Origin of the sequence: Macrococcus capreoli, from assembly GCF_025628935.1 — a bacterium.
GTDB classification, from domain to species: domain Bacteria; phylum Bacillota; class Bacilli; order Staphylococcales; family Staphylococcaceae; genus Macrococcoides; species Macrococcoides capreoli.
On sequence record NZ_JAOTIS010000004.1, the window covers coordinates 14527 to 32816 of the forward strand.

Sequence of the window (18290 nt, forward strand, 5' to 3'; positions counted from 1 at the left end):
ATACTTACCTTTACTTTACATCTAAATTGGAATATGAGAAAATACTATCAATAAAAAATATTATCTAGTCTTAGTACTAGGTTATAATTTAGAGAGGTATTAAAATGATTAAAATTGCAATTCCAGGTGGATCTCGTCCTGAAATACTCGAAGTCGTTACTAAAGCGAAACAATTATATAAAGATGTCGTATCTTTCTTTGTCTTTGATACGAAAGAAAATATCGGTAATTCTGATGTATGGATATACGAACAATGTGAAACTGATGAACATAGTGTAAAGCAAGCTGTAACAATGGCAGCGAGAGGTGAAGCGCAAGTATTAATGAAAGGCATTGTTGAAACGCGCACCGTATTAAAAGAGGTGCTTCAAAAAGAACATAATCTACGTGGACAATCTGTATTATCTCACGTCGCATTGGTTAATTTACCGGGAAATAAGCCGTTATTACTGACAGATGCAGCAATGAATATAAATCCAAATACTGAGCAATTGAAACAAATTACGAACAATGCAATCGATGTTTGTCATCGTATCGGTATTGAATGTCCTAAAGTAGCATTGCTCAGCTCAGCAGAATCGTATAATCCTAAAATGCCTTCATCAGTATTAGCGCATGATGTAGCTAAACTGTATGAAGGGAATAATGATGCAATTGTAGTGGGTCCGATTTCATTAGATTTAGCTATTTCAAAAGAGGCAGTGAACCACAAAGGGTATATTAGTGCTGTTGCAGGTGAAGCGGATGTATTGGTTGTTCCTTCAATTGATGTTGGCAATGTATTGTATAAATCATTTGCAGTCATTGGCAAAGCGGTTATTGGTGGAACAATTGTCGGTGCAAAAGTACCGATTGTGTTAACGTCCAGAAGTGATTCTACTGAAAGTAAATTGTATGCATTAGAATTTGCATTACAACAAGTGAGGGGTTAATGATGGATGGTAAATATATATTAGTTATTAATCCAGGATCAACGTCTAGTAAAGTGGCTTTATATTGTAGTAATCAATGTGTAGATGAAAGTATCTTTAGGTACACTGTAGATGAAATTGCACAATATGACACAGTAATGGATCAAATTGAATTAAGAGCAACACGATTAAGAGACTTTCTGGCATTTAATCAAATTTATCCTGGTGATTTAGCAGCTGTCGTGGCTCGTGGTGGATTAATGAAATCTATAATCGGCGGTACGTATATTGTTAATGATGCAATGATAAATGATTTACGTTCAGGAAAGTATGGTATGCACGCTTCTAATTTAGGCGCAATTATTGCAAATGATATTGCTAAGGAATATGGTGTTAAAGCGTATACTGTAGATCCTGTGGTTGTAGATGAGTTTTCGGATATTGCGAGAATTAGTGGATATCAAGGTATTGAGCGCCGAAGTGTATTTCATGCATTGAACCAAAAAGCAGTTGCTAGAAAAGTATTGCAGGCAGAAGGTAAAGATTATTGTGCGTCGAATGTCATTGTGACACATATCGGGGGTGGTATTTCTATTGGTGCACATAAGGCAGGACGCGTTATTGATTGTGTTAATGCATTTGACGGTGAAGGTCCGTATTCACCTGAAAGAACAGGTGGATTACCGTTAATTGATTTTGCGAAGTTGATTATTAACGAGCAGTTAAATATTGCACAAGTGAAATCTATACTTGCCGGAGAAGGTGGTATGAAGTCGTATTTAGGTGAAATAGATATTAAGACGATTGAACAGAAAGCTTTAAATGGAGAAGCAGAATCGAAAAAGTATTTCGATGGTATGTGCTATCAAATCTCAAAAAGCATTGCAGAAATGGCGGCCGTGCTAAAAGGTAATGTGGATTATATTATATTAACGGGTGGAGTAAGCCATTCGAAATATGTAACAGATTTTATTAAATCGCATGTGGATTGGATCGCCGAAGTTAAAGTAATGGCAGGAGAAGAAGAATTACAAGCATTATACGAAGGTGTCATGCGCGTATTGAAAGCCGAAGAACAAGCCAAAATATATATGTAACATTTTATGTTTTGTGAACTATAAAAATTATCGATAAATAATTATTGAGTTATATTTAAATAATATATATACAAATATAATAATATATATAAATTTTGGAAATGTTGTTGACAAACTATTAACAATTTATCATAATATTAATCAATTAAATAAATATTTTCTTATCCAGAGAGGTGGAGGGACAGGCCCAATGAAACCTCGGCAACAGAACCCTTTAGGGAAACTGTGCCAATTCCTGCAACATACGTTGTAAAGATGAGACAAACTTAAGGTGAATTCCTGTAGACTTGCTCTTGTCTACAGGAATTTTTTTATTTATTTAATTGCAGAATAGTTAGTGTTAGAAAGCTAGTTAATAAAAAAAGCGTTGAATTTAGAATGTTACAGGAGGGACAAATGGTAGTTTTACAAAAAGCATTAAGACTCGTTATCACATTATGGTTAATCGTTACAATCACCTTTATTATTATGCATGCTATTCCTGGTGATCCGTTTTCAAATGATTCGAAAGCTATATCAGAAGAACAATTAAATAATATGAAAGCAAGATATCATTTGGATCAACCTGTATTGGAGCAATACTTTATTTATTTGAAGAATATTGCTGTTTTTGATTTAGGTCCGTCTATTCGAAATGATAATCAAGACGTGAATGACATGATTGCTGCAGGTTTTTATCCATCTGCATTACTTGGCTTTCAGTCGATCATTATTGCATTAATCGGTGGTATTTTCTTAGGAACAATTGCCGCCATTTATAAACATAGAACAGTAGATTTTATCGCCTTGATATTAGCGATACTAGGTATATCCGTGCCAAGCTTTATCATGGCACCGTTATTAATTAAATATTTTGGTGTCGAACTGCAATGGTTTCCGATTGCAAATTTCGATTCATGGCAACACTCTATTCTACCTAGTATTGCATTAGCAACAGGGCCACTAGCTATCATTACAAGGTATGTTAGAAGTAATATGATTGAGGTATTGAATTCGAATTACATCAGAACTGCTAAAGCAAAAGGCCTTCCGTATACATACATTATTAGGACGCACGCGATTAAGAATACACTTTTACCGGTTGTTACTTTCCTTGGGCCGCTATTTGCATCAGTTGTAACAGGTACTTTCGTCATTGAGAAAGTATTTGCAATTCCAGGCATCGGTAAATACTTTGTCGAAAGTATATTTAACAGAGACTATCCCGTTATTATGGGGACAACAATATTCTACAGTTTCGTCTTATTAATCATGATATTTCTAGTAGATATTTGTTATCGATTGATAGACCCAAGAATTAAACTGAGAAAGGAGCAGTAAATGGATACTAATAGATTAAATGACGATGCATTTCAGCCGTTACAATTTGCAAATCAAGAGTTTGTTGCGCATAAAACAATCAATCGTCAAAAACAATTGATACAAGATTTCCTGGGGCATAAACTTGCATTGCTAGGTATTATCGTATTAATCACTATTATAAGTCTCGCTATCTTGGGTCCGGTAATCTCTGGGCAAAGTGGAAGTAAACAGAGTTTGATTAGTGCAAATTTAGCGCCAGATGGAACACACTGGTTTGGTACCGATGATCTTGGTCGCGATGTATTTACACGCATTTGGTTAGGTGTAAGAATATCACTCGTTATCGGTGTCATTGCAGCACTCGTTGATATTATCATTGGCATCTTTGTTGGGGCGATTGCTGGGTATGCAGCGGGTCGTAGTAAGTTAGGTGACACAATTGATAATATATTAATGCGAATTGTCGATGTCCTTTATGGTATTCCGTATTTATTAATCGTTATTTTATTACTTGTGTTATTGAAACCAGGATTACTGACAATGATTATAGCGCTCAGTTTAACAGGATGGGTGAGTATGGCTCGTATCGTACGTGGTCAAGTACTTCAACTGAAACAAGAGCAATATATAAAAGCAGCGGAGTTGTTAGGAACGTCTCATTTAAAGATTATCCAGCAGCATATTTTGCCGAATATCATGGGTGTGATTATTGTGAATTTAACTTTTACAATTCCGTCAGCCATTTTTGCTGAATCATTCTTAAGCTTCCTTGGACTGGGTATACAAGCACCATCAGCAAGCTTAGGAACGATGGCAAATGATGCTCTTGGCGTTATTTTGAGTGGCGAATGGTGGAGATTATTCTTTCCGTCGTTATTCATTGCTTTGATTATGTTCTGCTTCAATGTGATTGGTGATGGTTTACAGGACACTTTACAAGTGAAGGGGGATAAGTAAATGGCTGCATTATTGACAGTAGAGCGACTCAGTGTTACTCGAAAGAAACGTAAGAAAATGCTCAATATCATCGACAACATTTCATTCGATGTGAATGAAGGGGAGATATTTGCACTTGTCGGTGAAAGTGGCAGCGGAAAAAGTATTACCGTGCAGGCAGTTACCGGCATGTTATCACCCGGATTAAATATGACAGCTGAAAATATTCAAATGTCGTCATGGAATTTAAAACAAAGTAAAAGAAAAGATTGGGAGAAAATTCGTGGCAATCATATCGGTATGGTGTTTTAAGATCCTATGACATCTTTAAATCCAACTTTAACGATAGGTAAACAATTAACTGAAATATTTACGATTAAAGAGAAGGCTACATTAACAGCAGCGAAAGAACGTGCTATTCAACTGCTAAAAGATGTTGATATCACATTACCTGAAACAAGGTTAAAGCAATATCCTCATGAATTAAGTGGAGGGATGAGACAACGCGTGCTTATTGCAATGGCGATGGCACAAAATCCAGAGCTGATTATTGCCGATGAACCGACGACTGCTTTAGATGTAACAACACAGAAACAAATATTGCATTTACTCCACAATCATAAAACGAAGCGTAATGGTTCAGTACTCATTATTACACACGACTTAGGTGTTGTTGCTGAGATTGCAGATAGAGTGGGCATTATGTATGCAGGAAAGCTTGTTGAAATTGGAACAGTGCACGACATCTTCAATCATCCACAACATCCGTATACGAAAGGGTTACTTGCATCTTTAATAAAAAAAGATACGAATAAAGATGAAAGATTGTACAATATTGAAGGCACTCCTCCAACACCAGAAGAAAAAGAGGGAGGATGTCCATTTGTAAATCGATGTGACTTTGCTATGAAGATTTGTAATACGCAATTTCCACCTGAATATCGCATTCAATCACAAAAAGTAGCTTGCTGGCTGCATGCCCCTGAAAGGGAGAAAGGTGATGTCCATGGTTAAAACGATACTTGAATTTCAACATGTAGATAAGCTATATCAAAATAAACATAAAACAGCGCCTAAAGTGTTGAAAGACATCAACTTTTCACTCTATGAAAATGAAATATTAGGCATTGTCGGTGAAAGCGGAAGCGGTAAATCAACGATAGCGAAGCTCATTACTAAATTAGAGGATTTTCAAAATGGAGATATTTTATTTGAAGGTGAAAGCATTCGTACATTCAATAAAAGCGCACTTAAAAGGTATCGACAAGCTGTTCAAATGATCTTTCAAGACCCGGATTCTTCTTTAAATCCAAGGAAAACCGTTAAAGACATCATCCTGGAAGGTATTAAAGGATTTGATATGAAAGTCGATAATCTGGATGCCTACGTCACAAGTTTATTGAATGATGTCGGCTTACCTGAAAATTTTAAAGAACGATATCCGGTTGAATTATCAGGTGGACAAAAGCAACGTGTCGGAATTGCAAGATGTCTTGCAGTAAAGCCGAGAATCATTGTTGCAGATGAACCGATATCCGCATTAGATGTATCGATTCAAGCACAAATAATTAATTTATTAAAGTCATTAAAAATCAAAAAGAATTTAACAATCATATTTATAGGTCACGACTTAAACGTTGTGAAATATATTTGTGATCGCACAATCGTATTATATGATGGTGCAATACTTGAATACGGAGATAGTACTGCTGTACTTCACAATCCACAACATCCGTATACAAACCGTTTAATACAATCCAGTCCAGTTGACCACCCTGGTGAACGGAAAGGCCTTACACAGGAAGTGAGTCGTGAAAGACCAACATACGGTGAAGTGACAGGATACGCGGAAGTAAAGGATAATCATTATATCGCAATACATTAAATATATTGGAGGAAACAAGATGAAAAGATTATTAACTTTATTATTAGTATTTACATTAGTATTAACTGCTTGTGGTGGAAATAAATCAGGTTCTGGTGACAAATCATCAAAACTTTCACAAAGTAAATCGTTGAACTTAAATTTAAGTGGGGAACCTTATACGCTAGATCCAGCTTTTGCTTCTGATACAACATCATGGTGGGTTATCGATAGCATTTATAGTGGTTTGTATCGTAAAGGGGAAAATGGAAAGCCTGAACTAGATGCGGCTGAAAGTGTGAGAATTTCAGATGATAAGAAAACATATACTTTTAAACTTAAAGATGGATTGAAATGGTCAAATGGCGATGCACTTACTGCGAAAGACTTTGAGTATTCATGGAAACGTGTATTAGATCCTAAAACAGCAGCTTATAGTCCATCCGCTTTATACTTTATTGAAGGTGCTGAAGCATATAATACGAATAAAGGTAAGGTAGAGGATGTAAAAATTAAAGCAGTTGATGATAAGACATTACAAGTAGGATTAAAGAACCCAATCGATTTCTTCCCTAAAATTATTACAGGTGCTGCTTATTACCCAGTAAATAAAAACGTAGTAGAAAAAAATAAAAAATGGTCAGCAGAAGCAAGTACACTTGTAACCAATGGACCATTTGTAGTGGAAGAATGGAAACATAATGATCATATTAATCTTAAGAAGAACGACAAGAGTCATTTAGCGGATAAAGTAAAGTTACCTAGCGTTCATTTTAAAATGGTAGCAGATACGAATACAGAATATCAATTGTATAAAAATGGTGAGCTTGATTTATTACCAGGGGTTGGCGCAGATGTGTTAAAACAAGTGAAAGGTAGTAAAGAGTTAAAAAGTTATGAAAATTTCTCAGTCGGAACATATTCATTTAACATAAATGAAAAACCAGTAAATAATAAAAAAAATTAGACAAGCTTTAAGCTATGCTATCGACAGAAAATCATTTGTTGAGAATGTATTAAAAGGTGGTCAGAAACCAGCTTATGGATATGTATCGCCAGGCGCTAAAGATAGTACTGGTAAAGATTATACAGAATATACACAGCAATATTACAAATTTGATGCCAAAAAAGCGAAAGCATTATTAAGAGAAGGGTTAAAAGAAGAAGGATTAGATAAACTCCCTAAAATTACATTAAAGACAAACGGAGAAGGTATTAACAAAAAGTCTGCTGAAGTGGTACAAGAAATGTTAAAGCAAAATTTAGATGTAGACATTGCAATTGAAACGCAAGAATGGAAGACATATATCGATACATTTAAACAGAAAGATTTCCAAATTGCACGTATGGGTTGGAATGGTGATTTCTTAGATCCATATCCAATGTTAGCATTATACGAAAGTAAGAGTTCTAGTAACTTTACGAACTGGAAGAATAAAAAATATGATGAATTGTTAGAAGCGTCACTAAAAGAACAAGATGATAAGAAGAGATATCAATTACTAGCTGAAGCGGAAGCAATTCTGATGGACGAATTACCGATTATCCCAATTAACTTTGGCTATACAAACTCATTAATTAAATCAAATGTCAAAGGTATCAAGACAGATGCATTATCACGACCTGAATTTGTGTTTGCAGAAAAAGTTGTTAAGTAACTGCATAATCTTGAATAAGGACTTTCATAGAGGACAGATGCTATAATTTCGATATCAAGTCTAATATGATGGAGGTTTATATGAATATTTATATTTCAGATAAAGCATTGCAATGGTTTAAAGATGAAGTTGAGTTGAAATCAGGTGATAGTGTAAAATTCTTCGCTAAGATTTACGGTGCAAGCAAGATTCAGGAAAGTCATTCGTTAGCTTTTACTGTTGACCCGGATCATGAGAAAGCTATTGCGAAATTAGAAGTAGATGGTATTATTTTCTACGTTAATGAGACAGATGAATGGTTCTTTAAAGATTATGATTTATATATTGAATACGATGAAAAATTACAAGAAGTGGCATACGATTATAAAAAATAATCGATGTATACTTTATTTAAAAATAATTTCTTTTAAAAAGTTTAAAGCGTTAAAGCACGTGGGTGTAAGGGTTTTCCCTTGCGCCCTATTTGCGTTCCTCTAAACTTTAAAAATAATGCTTTTAATTTTCTGAAATTATAGTATAATTTCAGAATAGTAAAGAATGTATATAACATTTTAAAATAAAAGGGGATAGAAAAATGGAAGACAATCATTTAAAAAGGGGTCTTAGTTCAAGACAAGTCCAGATGATCGCACTGGGCGGTACAATTGGTGTAGGTTTATTTATGGGTGCTTCGAGTACGATTAAATGGACAGGGCCATCAGCAATCTTAGCGTATTTAGTAGCAGGGTTATTCTTATTCTTAGTAATGCGTGCAATGGGAGAATTAGTGTACTTATTCCCGACAACTGGGTCATTCGCTGAATATGCTTCAACATATTTACATCCAGTATTTGGCTACATTACAGCATGGGCTAACATATTCCAGTGGGTAGTCGTTGGGATGAGTGAAGTAATCGCAGTTGGTCAGTATATGCAATATTGGTGGCCGGAATTACCAGGATGGATTCCAGGGGTAATCGTAATTTTCACATTAGCAGCAGCGAATATGATTTCTGTAAAAGCATTTGGTGAATTTGAATTCTGGTTTGCAATGATTAAAATCGTTACAATCGTATTAATGATCGTAGCAGGAGCAGGTATTATCTTATTTGGATTTGGGAATAATGGACATCCGGTTGGGTTCAGTAATTTAACGAAACACGGCGGATTTTTCCCGAATGGTATTGTAGGTTTCTTCTTTGCATTATCAATGGTAGTCGGTTCATATCAAGGTGTTGAATTAATCGGTATTACAGCTGGTGAAACGAAAGATCCACAGAAGAACGTCGTTAAAGCAGTGAATGGTATCATTTGGCGTATATTAATTTTCTACATTGGCGCAATCTTTGTTATCGTAACAGTTTACCCATGGGACCAATTAGGTAACGTAGGTAGCCCATTCGTTGCAACATTTGCAAAAGTTGGTATTACAGCAGCCGCTGGATTAATTAACTTCGTAGTTGTTACAGCAGCAATGTCAGGATGTAACTCAGGTATTTTTAGTTCAAGTCGTATGATTTATACATTAGCAAATGAAGGTAAAATGCCAAAAGCATTTGCAAAAGTTATGAAAAATGGTGTGCCTGTATTTGCTGTATTAGCTATTTCTATTGGTATCTTTATCGGTGTTATTTTAAACGTTGTATTACCAATGTTTATTGATGGTTCAGAAAATATCTTCGTATATGTGTATAGTGCGTCAATCTTGCCAGGTATGATTCCTTGGTTCATGATTTTATTCAGTCACTTACAATTTAGAAAACAAAGACCGGATTTATTAGAAAGCCATCCATTTAAAATGCCTTATGCACCATTTACAAACTATATTACAATCGGTTTCTTAGTAATGGTATTAATCGGAATGTTAATTAATGCTGAGACACGTGTTTCAGTGATTATTGGTATCGTCTTCTTAGCATTTATGGGTATTATGTACTTTGTTAGAGGATACAACAAACTTGATTTAAAAAAATAAATTGCAAGCTAAAATAGCCAGAGGGAACTCTGGTTATTTTTTTTTTTTTTGCGTAAATTTATCATCTATTGGCATTCTTTAAAATTATCAGAAAAAAATTTAAACATGTTAACGTATAAACTTATTTAAATGTTTTGAAAACCCTTTATTAAAAGCTGTATTTACGTTAAAATAACATAAGAAAGTAGTATGTGTTTACCGAATATACAGTTTTAAATTATATTGATATAACAAAAACGAGTGTAGATATATTTGTTTTTCAGTCTACACACGGGTTGTTGTTTAACAATTGTTATTAATGGTTTTATATAAAAATTTATTATATAGTGCTTCATATTCATGTATAAAAAACGTGTACTTTCTAAACTGTAATACAACAACGTTTAATCATTCAAAACACGGTTAAACTAATAAGTAGGGTAACGCTAAACAAACGGGACGAAGACGACAAACATTCAATTAAGAGAAAATATAAGCATTGGGGGAATTAAAGTGGCAAGAACAGCAGACTACAAAAGTGCATTTGACATAATTGGACCTATCATGATTGGTCCATCCAGCTCACATACGGCTGGAGCAGTTAGAATCGGTTCAGCTGCAAGACAAGTATTAGGTGCAGAACCTGACAAAATTTCAATTTCATATTATGAATCTTTTGCTGAAACACATGCAGGTCATGGTACAGATTTAGCAATTATTGCAGGTATTTTAGACTTTTCAACAGAGGATCCACGTGTTAAAACGTCTATTCAAATTGCAGAAGGAAAAGGTATTCCAATTGAATTTATTGAAGAAAATGGCGATAACGTTGGAGAACACCCAAATACTGCAGTGGTTAGACTCGATAAAGATGGCAAACACGTAGAAGTATGTGGTAACTCTATTGGTGGCGGTACGATTAAATTAAGAAGTATTCATGTAAATGGTGCATGTGCATTAATGAATCATACGTTACCGATATTAGTGTTATATGGAGAAGAATCAATCAGAGAATTTAACCAATGTATTGCGACATTAATTGAACGTGGTTTAAAAGTGAACGAAGAGATTAAATCTCAAAAAGACGGAAAAACAATTGTAGCATTACATTTGTTAAGTCCGATTACGCCAGAGTTATTAGCATCAATCAGAGAAGAATATAAATCAATCGATATTACAAATATTATTTAAAGACAAGAAATAGGAGGGGATAACGTGTATAATTCAATCAAAGAAGTTGTAGATACTGCAACAGAAACAGGGAAATCCATTGCGGAATTAATGATAGAAATGGAAATTGCGTCATCTAATATGACGCGTGAAGCGGTTATAGATAAGATGCGTAAAAACTTAAAAGTAATGAAAGACGCTGTTATATTAGGTTCTACAGGTGAGGGTGTTAAGTCTGTTACGGGTTTAACAGGTCAGGATGCAGTAAGAATGAGAAAGTATCGTGAGAACAATGAACCTTTAACAGGACCGGACGTTTCTAAAGCGTTGCAATATGCGATTGCAACGAATGAAGTGAATGCAGCGATGGGGCTTATTTGTGCTACACCGACAGCAGGATCATCAGGAACGATTCCAGGGGTATTATTCTCTTTAGAAGATAAATTGAATTTAACTGAAGAACAGGAAATAGAATTTCTATTTACAACAGCGTTATTAGGAATGGTCATTGCAAATAATGCATCTGTAGCAGGTGCGGTAGGTGGATGTCAGGCTGAAGTTGGTAGTGCTTCTGCGATTGCTGCGGCTGCGGCTGTTGCGATTAAAGGCGGTACACCTCAACAGTCATCTCATGCAATTGCGCATGCGTTAGGTAATTTATTAGGTCTTGTATGTGATCCAGTAGCGGGATTAGTAGAAATTCCATGTGTCATGAGAAATACAATCGGTGCTGGAAATGCTTTAATCGCTGCTGACTTAGCGCTAGCGGGCATTGAATGTAAGATTCCAGCGGATCAGGTTATTGAAGCGATGGATCATGTGGGTCGTGGGTTACCAAGCGCATTACGTGAAACAGGTATCGGTGGTTTAGCAGGTACACCTGCAGGACAGGAAATGAAAGCTAGAATCTTCGGACCACGTCCAACAGCGAATATATAGTTAAATTGAAATTAAATATTACATTTCCATATTAAGTTTTAAATTGCTTTATAGTGAAAATAGCCTGCCAATTGCAATCATTGAGCAGGCTTTTTCGGTTGTATATTGTTTATTATTCTATGGTAATATGAATATATTATGACATTAAATATGGGTGGTGTGGATGTGACAAATTTAGTTGACAGTTTAAATGCACTGAAGTTATCTTCTCATTGCTGTGTCGTCGCGAATACGAATCAACAGCATGACATCATTTCGTATTTTGCGCATAAAGATGCTTGGATAGAAGACTTCTCTACGCCGTTTCATGAACGTTTATCCGTTAAAGAACAGTTAAAGTTTTATATGAAATGGTTTAATCATATGGAAGATATTCATCGTATATTAAAGCAATTTGGTTTGTTAGACGCACAACATATTAAAATTAAGAAATTAGATTATGATCAATATGTGTTACTCAAAGTTGCAGTAGCATACTTACAAGATAAAGACATCGTTGTATTTAAAAATATATTACATAATTTAAAGGTTGAAACCATTGACTGCATTCTAAATGTAATCCCTTTATTTAACGAACACCATAAAGTATTGCAACTATTATCTTATATCGATCATGCACTATTGCTTTCTAATGAAGTGTATCAAGTTAAGAAAGAACAGATGAAGCTACTTGAAATACATGCTGAAGCGCCTGATGAAACATTATCAGTTACGCAAGCTATCAATACTGACGCAACGAATACAATGAATGATTTAACCAGCGGTGAACCAAATGTCAGTTTATTAAATGAAAATCATAATAATATTTCCCGAGAAATAAATCGACAGCTCACGAGAAATAATGTATTTAGAATATCAGTAAAGTCAGAAGATAAGACGTTATTCATTAATCCGGAAGATATCGATTATATTGAAGGAGCAGATGGTAAAGTTAATATTTATTTAAACAATGCATCATTTAAAGCGGATTATACTTTAAGTGAGTTGGAAGAAAAATTAAAAGTTTATGGTTTCTATCGATGTCATCGATCTTACATTATTAATCTTCAAAAAGTGACTGAAATGATTACGTGGTCTAAAAATTCATATTCAATTAAATTTGATGGGTTAGAAAATACGTTTGTCCCTTTATCACGAACGAAAGTGAAAGAAATGCAGGGGTTTTTCAACAATCAAATGGTACAGTTCACGGAAAATTAAGTACATTTAACGTACATTTTATAGTGAGGATTATTAGTCTCTAATACAATTTGGATAACAAATTGATTGGAGGCTTATTTTTATGACATTAATACAAATAAATGATGTAGTGAAGATGTACGACAGTAAAAAAGCAGTTGATCATTTATCTTTAAACATTAACCAAGGTGAGATATTTGGGTTGCTCGGCCCAAGTGGTTCTGGAAAAACAACAACGATTAAAATGCTGACAGGAGAAACATCTATATCAGACGGAAACATTCAAGTCTTTCAATATAAAGATAAAGCACTTCAAACAGCAGAGTACAGAGAGCAAATAGGTATTCTTTCAGATAACAGCGCACTTTATGAAAGGCTAACTGTATTTGATAATTTAAAGATGTTTGCAGGACTTTATAAACAACCATTAAATAGAATCAATGAAGTGCTTGCATTTGTACAATTAGAAAATGAAAAGAAAACAGTCGTTAAGAAGTTATCAAAAGGAATGCGTCAAAGAATACTGTTGGCGAAAGCGTTATTACATCAACCAAAGCTGATATTCTTAGATGAACCAACATCCGCGCTCGATCCTAATACGACAAGACATATTCATAAAGGTTTATTAAAATTAAAAGAAAATGGGACAACAATCTTCTTAACAACACATGATATGGATGAAGCAGAAAGTTTATGTGATCGTATTGCGCTCATCAATAATGGAAAACTTATTGCACTCGATACACCGGATAATTTACGCTATCAACATTCAGATCAAACGATTACCGTAGAAATGAATGATTTATCTAAGAAAAGAGTGTATAAAGAAGATGTCGAGCAAATTACTGAGCTACTTAATACAAAGCAAGTAAAGCGCATCTATACGAATGAACCAACACTTGGTGAAGTTTTTATAAAAATGACTGGAAAGGAGCTTGTTTAAGATGAATATGAATAGAGTAATGGCAATTGCTGAAAAAGATTTTAAAGAATTTATGAGAAATATGATGTTACTGACGATGCCGATTTTGCCGATATTAATGGCTGTGTTATTCACTGCTTCACCTATGCCTGAACAATTTAAACCGAGTATAGGTGCGACAATATTAGGTATGTGTTTTGTTGGGGTAGTTACAATAGGTATGATGACGATGATGGCAGAAGAAAATGAAAAGCATACATTGCGTGGTTTAATGAATTCACCTGCTTCAATGTTAGATATTATATTCGGAAAAAGTTTAGTTGTGCTCTTGATGTTAATCATTTCTGTAATAGCAAGTTGTTCATTGTTAAAGTATAATCCGGTATCTGATTGGAAAACGGCATTGAGTATTATATTACTAACGATATTTTTCTTGTTTTTAGGTGTTATGGTGGGATTAATTATTAAAACAGTTTCACAAACGAGTTTATATTCATTACCTATCTTATTTATCTTTGCGATGTCACCGAATTATATCAACATGGGGTTTGATAAAGATTCTGTACTTATGAAAGCTAATGAGTATACGCCGATGGTGCAGCATTTAAGATTAGCTGAAACAGGGGATTTCAAACATTTAATGATTATTGGGGTATGGCTAATTGCATGTATAATAGTCACAGCATTCCTTTTCAAGAAAAACGCTATAGACTAAAAAACGAGAGTCGATGTCGGCTCTCGTTTTCTATATCATATCAATAATCATCTTGTGTTGATTCCGATTGAATTGGTCAGTATTTTCTCCTAACACAGATAAAGGGATGTTGATGGCTTGTTCAATATGATTATCATCATATTCAAAAACTTCACGGACGTCGAACGTTTAAAGGTACAATTTAATATCAATTAATGAAAACAGTAGCATCTGCATTAATCAAATAAGATGCTGCTGTTTTTTAAGTATGTCATATCGTATTTTAATGAAAGTGCTTTGAGAAGTTCGTGTAAATCTTGTTCATGATGTTCAAATGTACTGATATATTTTTGATATGTTTCTTTTTCTTCTGTTGTAGCAATTTTCTTAAAGTATCCCCACATATGCTGATAACTATTTATTTTAGAGCCTTTTGTAGGTGTCATTTGATATGTCTCATTAATGATTGCTTCTAATGTTGACAAATCATCCAGTGATTCACGCATGAGTTGTCGTATAGTATTATACTGGTTCTGATTATAATACATTACTTTATATTTTTCTTTTTTCCATAATGATTCAACAGCTTTCTTTCCCTTTTTATTGACCATATAGCGCTTCCAGTGCCGATTTAATTGTAGGGTGCTTAAAAGTGTAATTCTGTTGTAATAAGTTTGTAGGTAATACGCGTTGCCCATGCGTTACCATAATGGATTGGTCACCTAATATTAAAACCATTACTTTGGCAGGCGTTATAGTCCAGTGTGGTCTGTTAATAACAGCAGCAATTGTTTTTCCAAGTTGATTTTGTGTCACAGGATGGGGAGCTGTTAAATTAAACACTCCAGTTGCTTTATGTTGATGTAAGTATAAGATGCTTTCGACTAAATCATGAATATGAATCCAGCTATAAGGTTGATTGCCATGTCCAATTTTCCCGCCAACCATCAACTGATAAGGTTTTATCATTAAAGGTAATGCACCACCTTGATTTGAAAATATCACCCCGAACCTACAAATTGCAGTTGGCACTCCAAGTTGCGTAATTTTATTTGCTGCATTCTCCCATAAATATACGGTCTTTGATAGGAAGTCGAAAGGTTGAAATGTATCATTTTCGTCATATGTTAATGACTGAGATGGTGGATAGTAACCTACTGCACTTGCTGAAATAAAAAATGGTTTCTTAGTTTGTAATTTGAATAAAGGAATGAGTTTTTCAGTACTATTGATACGGCTTTGTATAATTGTGTCTTTATGTTGTGCTGTCCATCTGTTATTCAGTGATGCTCCAGCTAAATTGATAACTAAATCTAATTGAGGAATTGATTTGTACCAGTCATCTTCAGACCAGTTGATGTAGTTGATATTATCTATATTTTGTTTTTCATTTCTCGTTGTAATGTAAATCTGGGCATTAACATATGTTGCTTGAATCTTTTGAGTTAAAGCTGTTCCTACAAGTCCTGTACCACCTGTAATTAGAATCTTCATAAACAACCTCCATGTTAATTGGAATTTCATTCTATTATAAAGGTTTGATTGTCTTTATTCATTTAATTTGATTAATCTGGATTTTATATTTTAAAGTTTTAATATAAGGATATACGTTTATCCATGTACTAATGATTAGTTTCTCTCATTCGTAACTAGTATAATAAGTGTAATAAGTATGACACTACTGAGATATAAGGGGATTGAAGAAATGACAATGACATTCGAAGAGGTAATGGTTGAACTTGAATCATTAGGCAAAGAGCGTATGAAAAAGATGTATATGGGCAATGGAGCAAAAGAACCTTTATTTGGTGTAGCAACGGGTGCGATGAAACCAATGCGTAAAGTGATTAAGAAGAATCAGGCATTAGCAGATCAATTGTATGCGACAGGGAATTATGATGCGATGTACTTTGCAGGTGTAATCGCAGATCCGAACGCAATGACAGAAGCGGATTATGAACGTTGGATTGACGGCGCATACTTCTATATGTTATCTGATTACGTTGTTGCGGTAACGTTATCTGAAGCGGATATCGCACAACAAGTAGCAGATAAATGGATTGATTCTGGAGAAGATCTTAAGATGAGTGCAGGCTGGAATTGTTATAGCTGGTTATTAGGCCACAAGAAAGATGACGCTTTCGATACGGATAAATTAAGTGCTATGTTAGATCGCGCTGAACAAGAAATTCACACAGTACCAGATAGAACAAAAGTAGGCATCGGTAATTTCATACAATGCGTTGCTATTTCTTACGTCGACTTACACGACAAGGCAACAGCCGTTGCGAAATCTGTTGGTGCAGTCCCGTTTAATCGTGAGAATAAACCACCTGTTGAAGTCAAACCGTTAGAAACAATTGAAAAAGCAATCGAGAAAGATAGAATTGGTTTCAAACGTAAATATGTTCGTTGTTAATGTTTACAATTGATGATAATTCGATATAATTATACGTAATAGGTGACAATTAATTTTGTTTGCAAACTTGCAGCGCCTTCCATTCGGAAGGTGCTATTTTTTTGGAGGTATTGATGAATAAAAATTTATTATTACTCGCGATGTTAACCTTCATCGCAGGTCTTACAGAACTAGTTGTATCAGGCATATTACCTTATATTGCACGTGACTATGATGTTTCTATTCCTGTTGCCGGTAATCTTATCACAATCTTTGCATTATGTTTTGCCATAGCAGGACCAATTATTATGTCAGCTACTGCTAGTATGAATAGGAAACCATTATTAATGGGTTTTATTGTATTGTTTATTTTAGGAAACTTAATGAGTGCTTTAAGTGTGAATTTCATCATGCTTCTTGCTTCAAGAATTATTCTCGCAGTATGTGTATCGATGCTAATAGGATTGGGGTTATCGATGTGTGTGGAAGTTGTATCGAAAAGCTTCCAGACGAAAGCGATCAGTGTCATTATGATGAGTATAAGTAGCTCGCTTGTCCTAGGTATACCACTCGGTATATTAATTACAGAACATTTCGGATGGCAAATGATTTTTCTGTTTGCAGCTGTGTTATCAGTTATTATATTAATTTTTATTGTTGTTTATTTTCCGAACCTTCCTGGAAAGACGTCAGTTTCATTCTTTAGTCAGTGGGGGGCGTTAAAAGATCATAGAATATTATTCACTCATATGCAATCGTTCTTATTCTTCGTTGGTCAAAGTACATTTTATATGTATTTAACACCTTATCTCAGTACACTTGGGATGAATGCGAGTACAATCAGTTTCCTATATTTACTGTTTGGCGTAAGTGGTATTATCGGTAGTGGTTTAGGTAGCATTCTTGTAGAGAAGCTTGGCGTCAAACAGTCGTTGATTACTTTACTCAGTATTTATATTGTTGTTATGTTAATGTTTACAGTTACTCAATTTAACTTTTGGACGTTAAGCATTAATGTAATATTATTTGGACTTGTCGGATGGTCAATGAATGCACCGACTCAAATGCGTTTAATTCAAATTTCGAATCATAATGCAGGCTTCAATCAAACGTTTAGTACATCGTCTACTCAATTTGGAATGGCATTAGGTGCAGCAATCGGAGGATTTATCATTGCGCAACATTTACCTTATGAAATTTTAATGTGTGTCGGTAGCGTGTTTATTGTAGGTGCGTTATGTTCAATAGTATATTCTTTTAAGGTTTCGCATCAATAGTATGCGTTAA

17 protein-coding genes, 3 pseudogenes and 1 riboswitch are annotated in these 18290 nt (G+C 34.6%); of the genes and pseudogenes, 17 read left to right on the forward strand and 3 right to left on the reverse strand.

All coding sequences use genetic code 11. The annotated features are described in order from the left end of the window. The first annotated feature begins 104 nt into the window (after positions 1-104). The 15 genes and pseudogenes from OCL94_RS03925 (at position 105) to OCL94_RS04000 (ending at position 14626) form a co-directional block, all read left to right on the forward strand. Entirely contained in the window at positions 105-932 is an 828-nt protein-coding gene (locus tag OCL94_RS03925; protein ID WP_262994814.1) for a phosphate acyltransferase, read from the forward strand. Next, positions 932-2008: a butyrate kinase gene (gene buk, locus OCL94_RS03930; RefSeq protein WP_262994816.1), complete on the forward strand. Its 1077-nt coding sequence runs from the start codon at positions 932-934 to the stop codon at positions 2006-2008. Before OCL94_RS03925 ends, buk begins: the two co-directional genes overlap by 1 nt. Positions 2009-2166: 158 nt before the next feature. Beyond that, a riboswitch (SAM riboswitch) is annotated at positions 2167-2270 on the forward strand. A gap of 134 nt (positions 2271-2404) precedes the next feature. After that, positions 2405-3328 carry an ABC transporter permease gene (locus tag OCL94_RS03935; RefSeq protein WP_317618539.1) on the forward strand — a complete coding sequence of 308 codons (924 nt, stop codon included), beginning with the start codon at positions 2405-2407 and terminating at the stop codon, positions 3326-3328. Beyond that, positions 3329-4267, forward strand: a complete 939-nt coding sequence (locus OCL94_RS03940) for an ABC transporter permease (protein WP_262994820.1) — start codon at positions 3329-3331, stop codon at positions 4265-4267. 57 nt (positions 4268-4324) lie between these two features. After that, a pseudogene (locus tag OCL94_RS03945) lies at positions 4325-4909 on the forward strand (ABC transporter ATP-binding protein); the annotation flags it as partial. 39 nt (positions 4910-4948) lie between these two features. Next, the gene (locus OCL94_RS03950; RefSeq protein WP_262995109.1) at positions 4949-5260 is read left to right on the forward strand and encodes an oligopeptide/dipeptide ABC transporter ATP-binding protein; all 312 of its coding nucleotides are present in this window, start codon (positions 4949-4951) and stop codon (positions 5258-5260) included. Next, positions 5247-6131: an ABC transporter ATP-binding protein gene (locus OCL94_RS03955; protein ID WP_262994822.1), complete on the forward strand. Its 885-nt coding sequence runs from the start codon at positions 5247-5249 to the stop codon at positions 6129-6131. Before OCL94_RS03950 ends, OCL94_RS03955 begins: the two co-directional genes overlap by 14 nt. 19 nt (positions 6132-6150) lie before the next feature. Then, positions 6151-7768, forward strand: a pseudogene (locus tag OCL94_RS13275) (peptide ABC transporter substrate-binding protein). Positions 7769-7848: 80 nt separating this feature from the next. Then, on the forward strand, positions 7849-8142 hold the full coding sequence (locus OCL94_RS03970) for a HesB/YadR/YfhF family protein (RefSeq protein ID WP_262994826.1): 294 nt from the start codon (positions 7849-7851) through the stop codon (positions 8140-8142). Between the two features lie 200 nt (positions 8143-8342). After that, entirely contained in the window at positions 8343-9722 is a 1380-nt protein-coding gene (locus OCL94_RS03975) for an amino acid permease (protein ID WP_262994828.1), read from the forward strand. 492 nt (positions 9723-10214) lie between these two features. Further along, complete coding sequence (sdaAB, locus tag OCL94_RS03980; protein ID WP_262994830.1) at positions 10215-10892, forward strand: L-serine ammonia-lyase, iron-sulfur-dependent subunit beta; 678 nt, start codon at positions 10215-10217, stop codon at positions 10890-10892. A gap of 24 nt (positions 10893-10916) precedes the next feature. Continuing rightward, positions 10917-11810 (forward strand): L-serine ammonia-lyase, iron-sulfur-dependent, subunit alpha, encoded by an 894-nt coding sequence (sdaAA, locus tag OCL94_RS03985; RefSeq protein WP_262994832.1) that lies wholly within the window; start codon positions 10917-10919, stop codon positions 11808-11810. A 165-nt stretch (positions 11811-11975) separates the two neighbouring features. Next, entirely contained in the window at positions 11976-13010 is a 1035-nt protein-coding gene (locus OCL94_RS03990) for a LytTR family DNA-binding domain-containing protein (RefSeq protein ID WP_262994834.1), read from the forward strand. 82 nt (positions 13011-13092) lie between these two features. After that, positions 13093-13932, forward strand: a complete 840-nt coding sequence (locus OCL94_RS03995; protein WP_262994836.1) for an ABC transporter ATP-binding protein — start codon at positions 13093-13095, stop codon at positions 13930-13932. A gap of 1 nt (position 13933) precedes the next feature. Continuing rightward, positions 13934-14626 carry an ABC transporter permease gene (locus tag OCL94_RS04000; protein ID WP_262994838.1) on the forward strand — a complete coding sequence of 231 codons (693 nt, stop codon included), beginning with the start codon at positions 13934-13936 and terminating at the stop codon, positions 14624-14626. 30 nt (positions 14627-14656) lie between these two features. Here OCL94_RS04000 and OCL94_RS13280 read toward each other — a convergent pair. From OCL94_RS13280 to OCL94_RS04010, 3 genes and pseudogenes are all read right to left on the reverse strand, one after another. Continuing rightward, positions 14657-14779, reverse strand: a pseudogene (locus tag OCL94_RS13280) (hypothetical protein); the annotation flags it as partial. Between the two features lie 62 nt (positions 14780-14841). Next, on the reverse strand, positions 14842-15216 hold the full coding sequence (locus OCL94_RS04005) for a YbgA family protein (RefSeq protein WP_262994840.1): 375 nt from the start codon (positions 15214-15216) through the stop codon (positions 14842-14844). Then, positions 15206-16099 (reverse strand): TIGR01777 family oxidoreductase, encoded by an 894-nt coding sequence (locus OCL94_RS04010; RefSeq protein ID WP_262994842.1) that lies wholly within the window; start codon positions 16097-16099, stop codon positions 15206-15208. The genes OCL94_RS04005 and OCL94_RS04010 overlap by 11 nt, the downstream gene beginning before the upstream one ends. Positions 16100-16316: 217 nt before the next feature. Here OCL94_RS04010 and OCL94_RS04015 point away from each other — a divergent pair, with 217 nt between their 5' ends. Both OCL94_RS04015 and OCL94_RS04020 read left to right on the forward strand, forming a co-directional pair. Next, positions 16317-17024: a DNA alkylation repair protein gene (locus tag OCL94_RS04015; RefSeq protein WP_262995113.1), complete on the forward strand. Its 708-nt coding sequence runs from the start codon at positions 16317-16319 to the stop codon at positions 17022-17024. Between the two features lie 113 nt (positions 17025-17137). Continuing rightward, positions 17138-18280 carry an MFS transporter gene (locus tag OCL94_RS04020; RefSeq protein ID WP_262994844.1) on the forward strand — a complete coding sequence of 381 codons (1143 nt, stop codon included), beginning with the start codon at positions 17138-17140 and terminating at the stop codon, positions 18278-18280. Positions 18281-18290 lie beyond the last annotated feature (10 nt).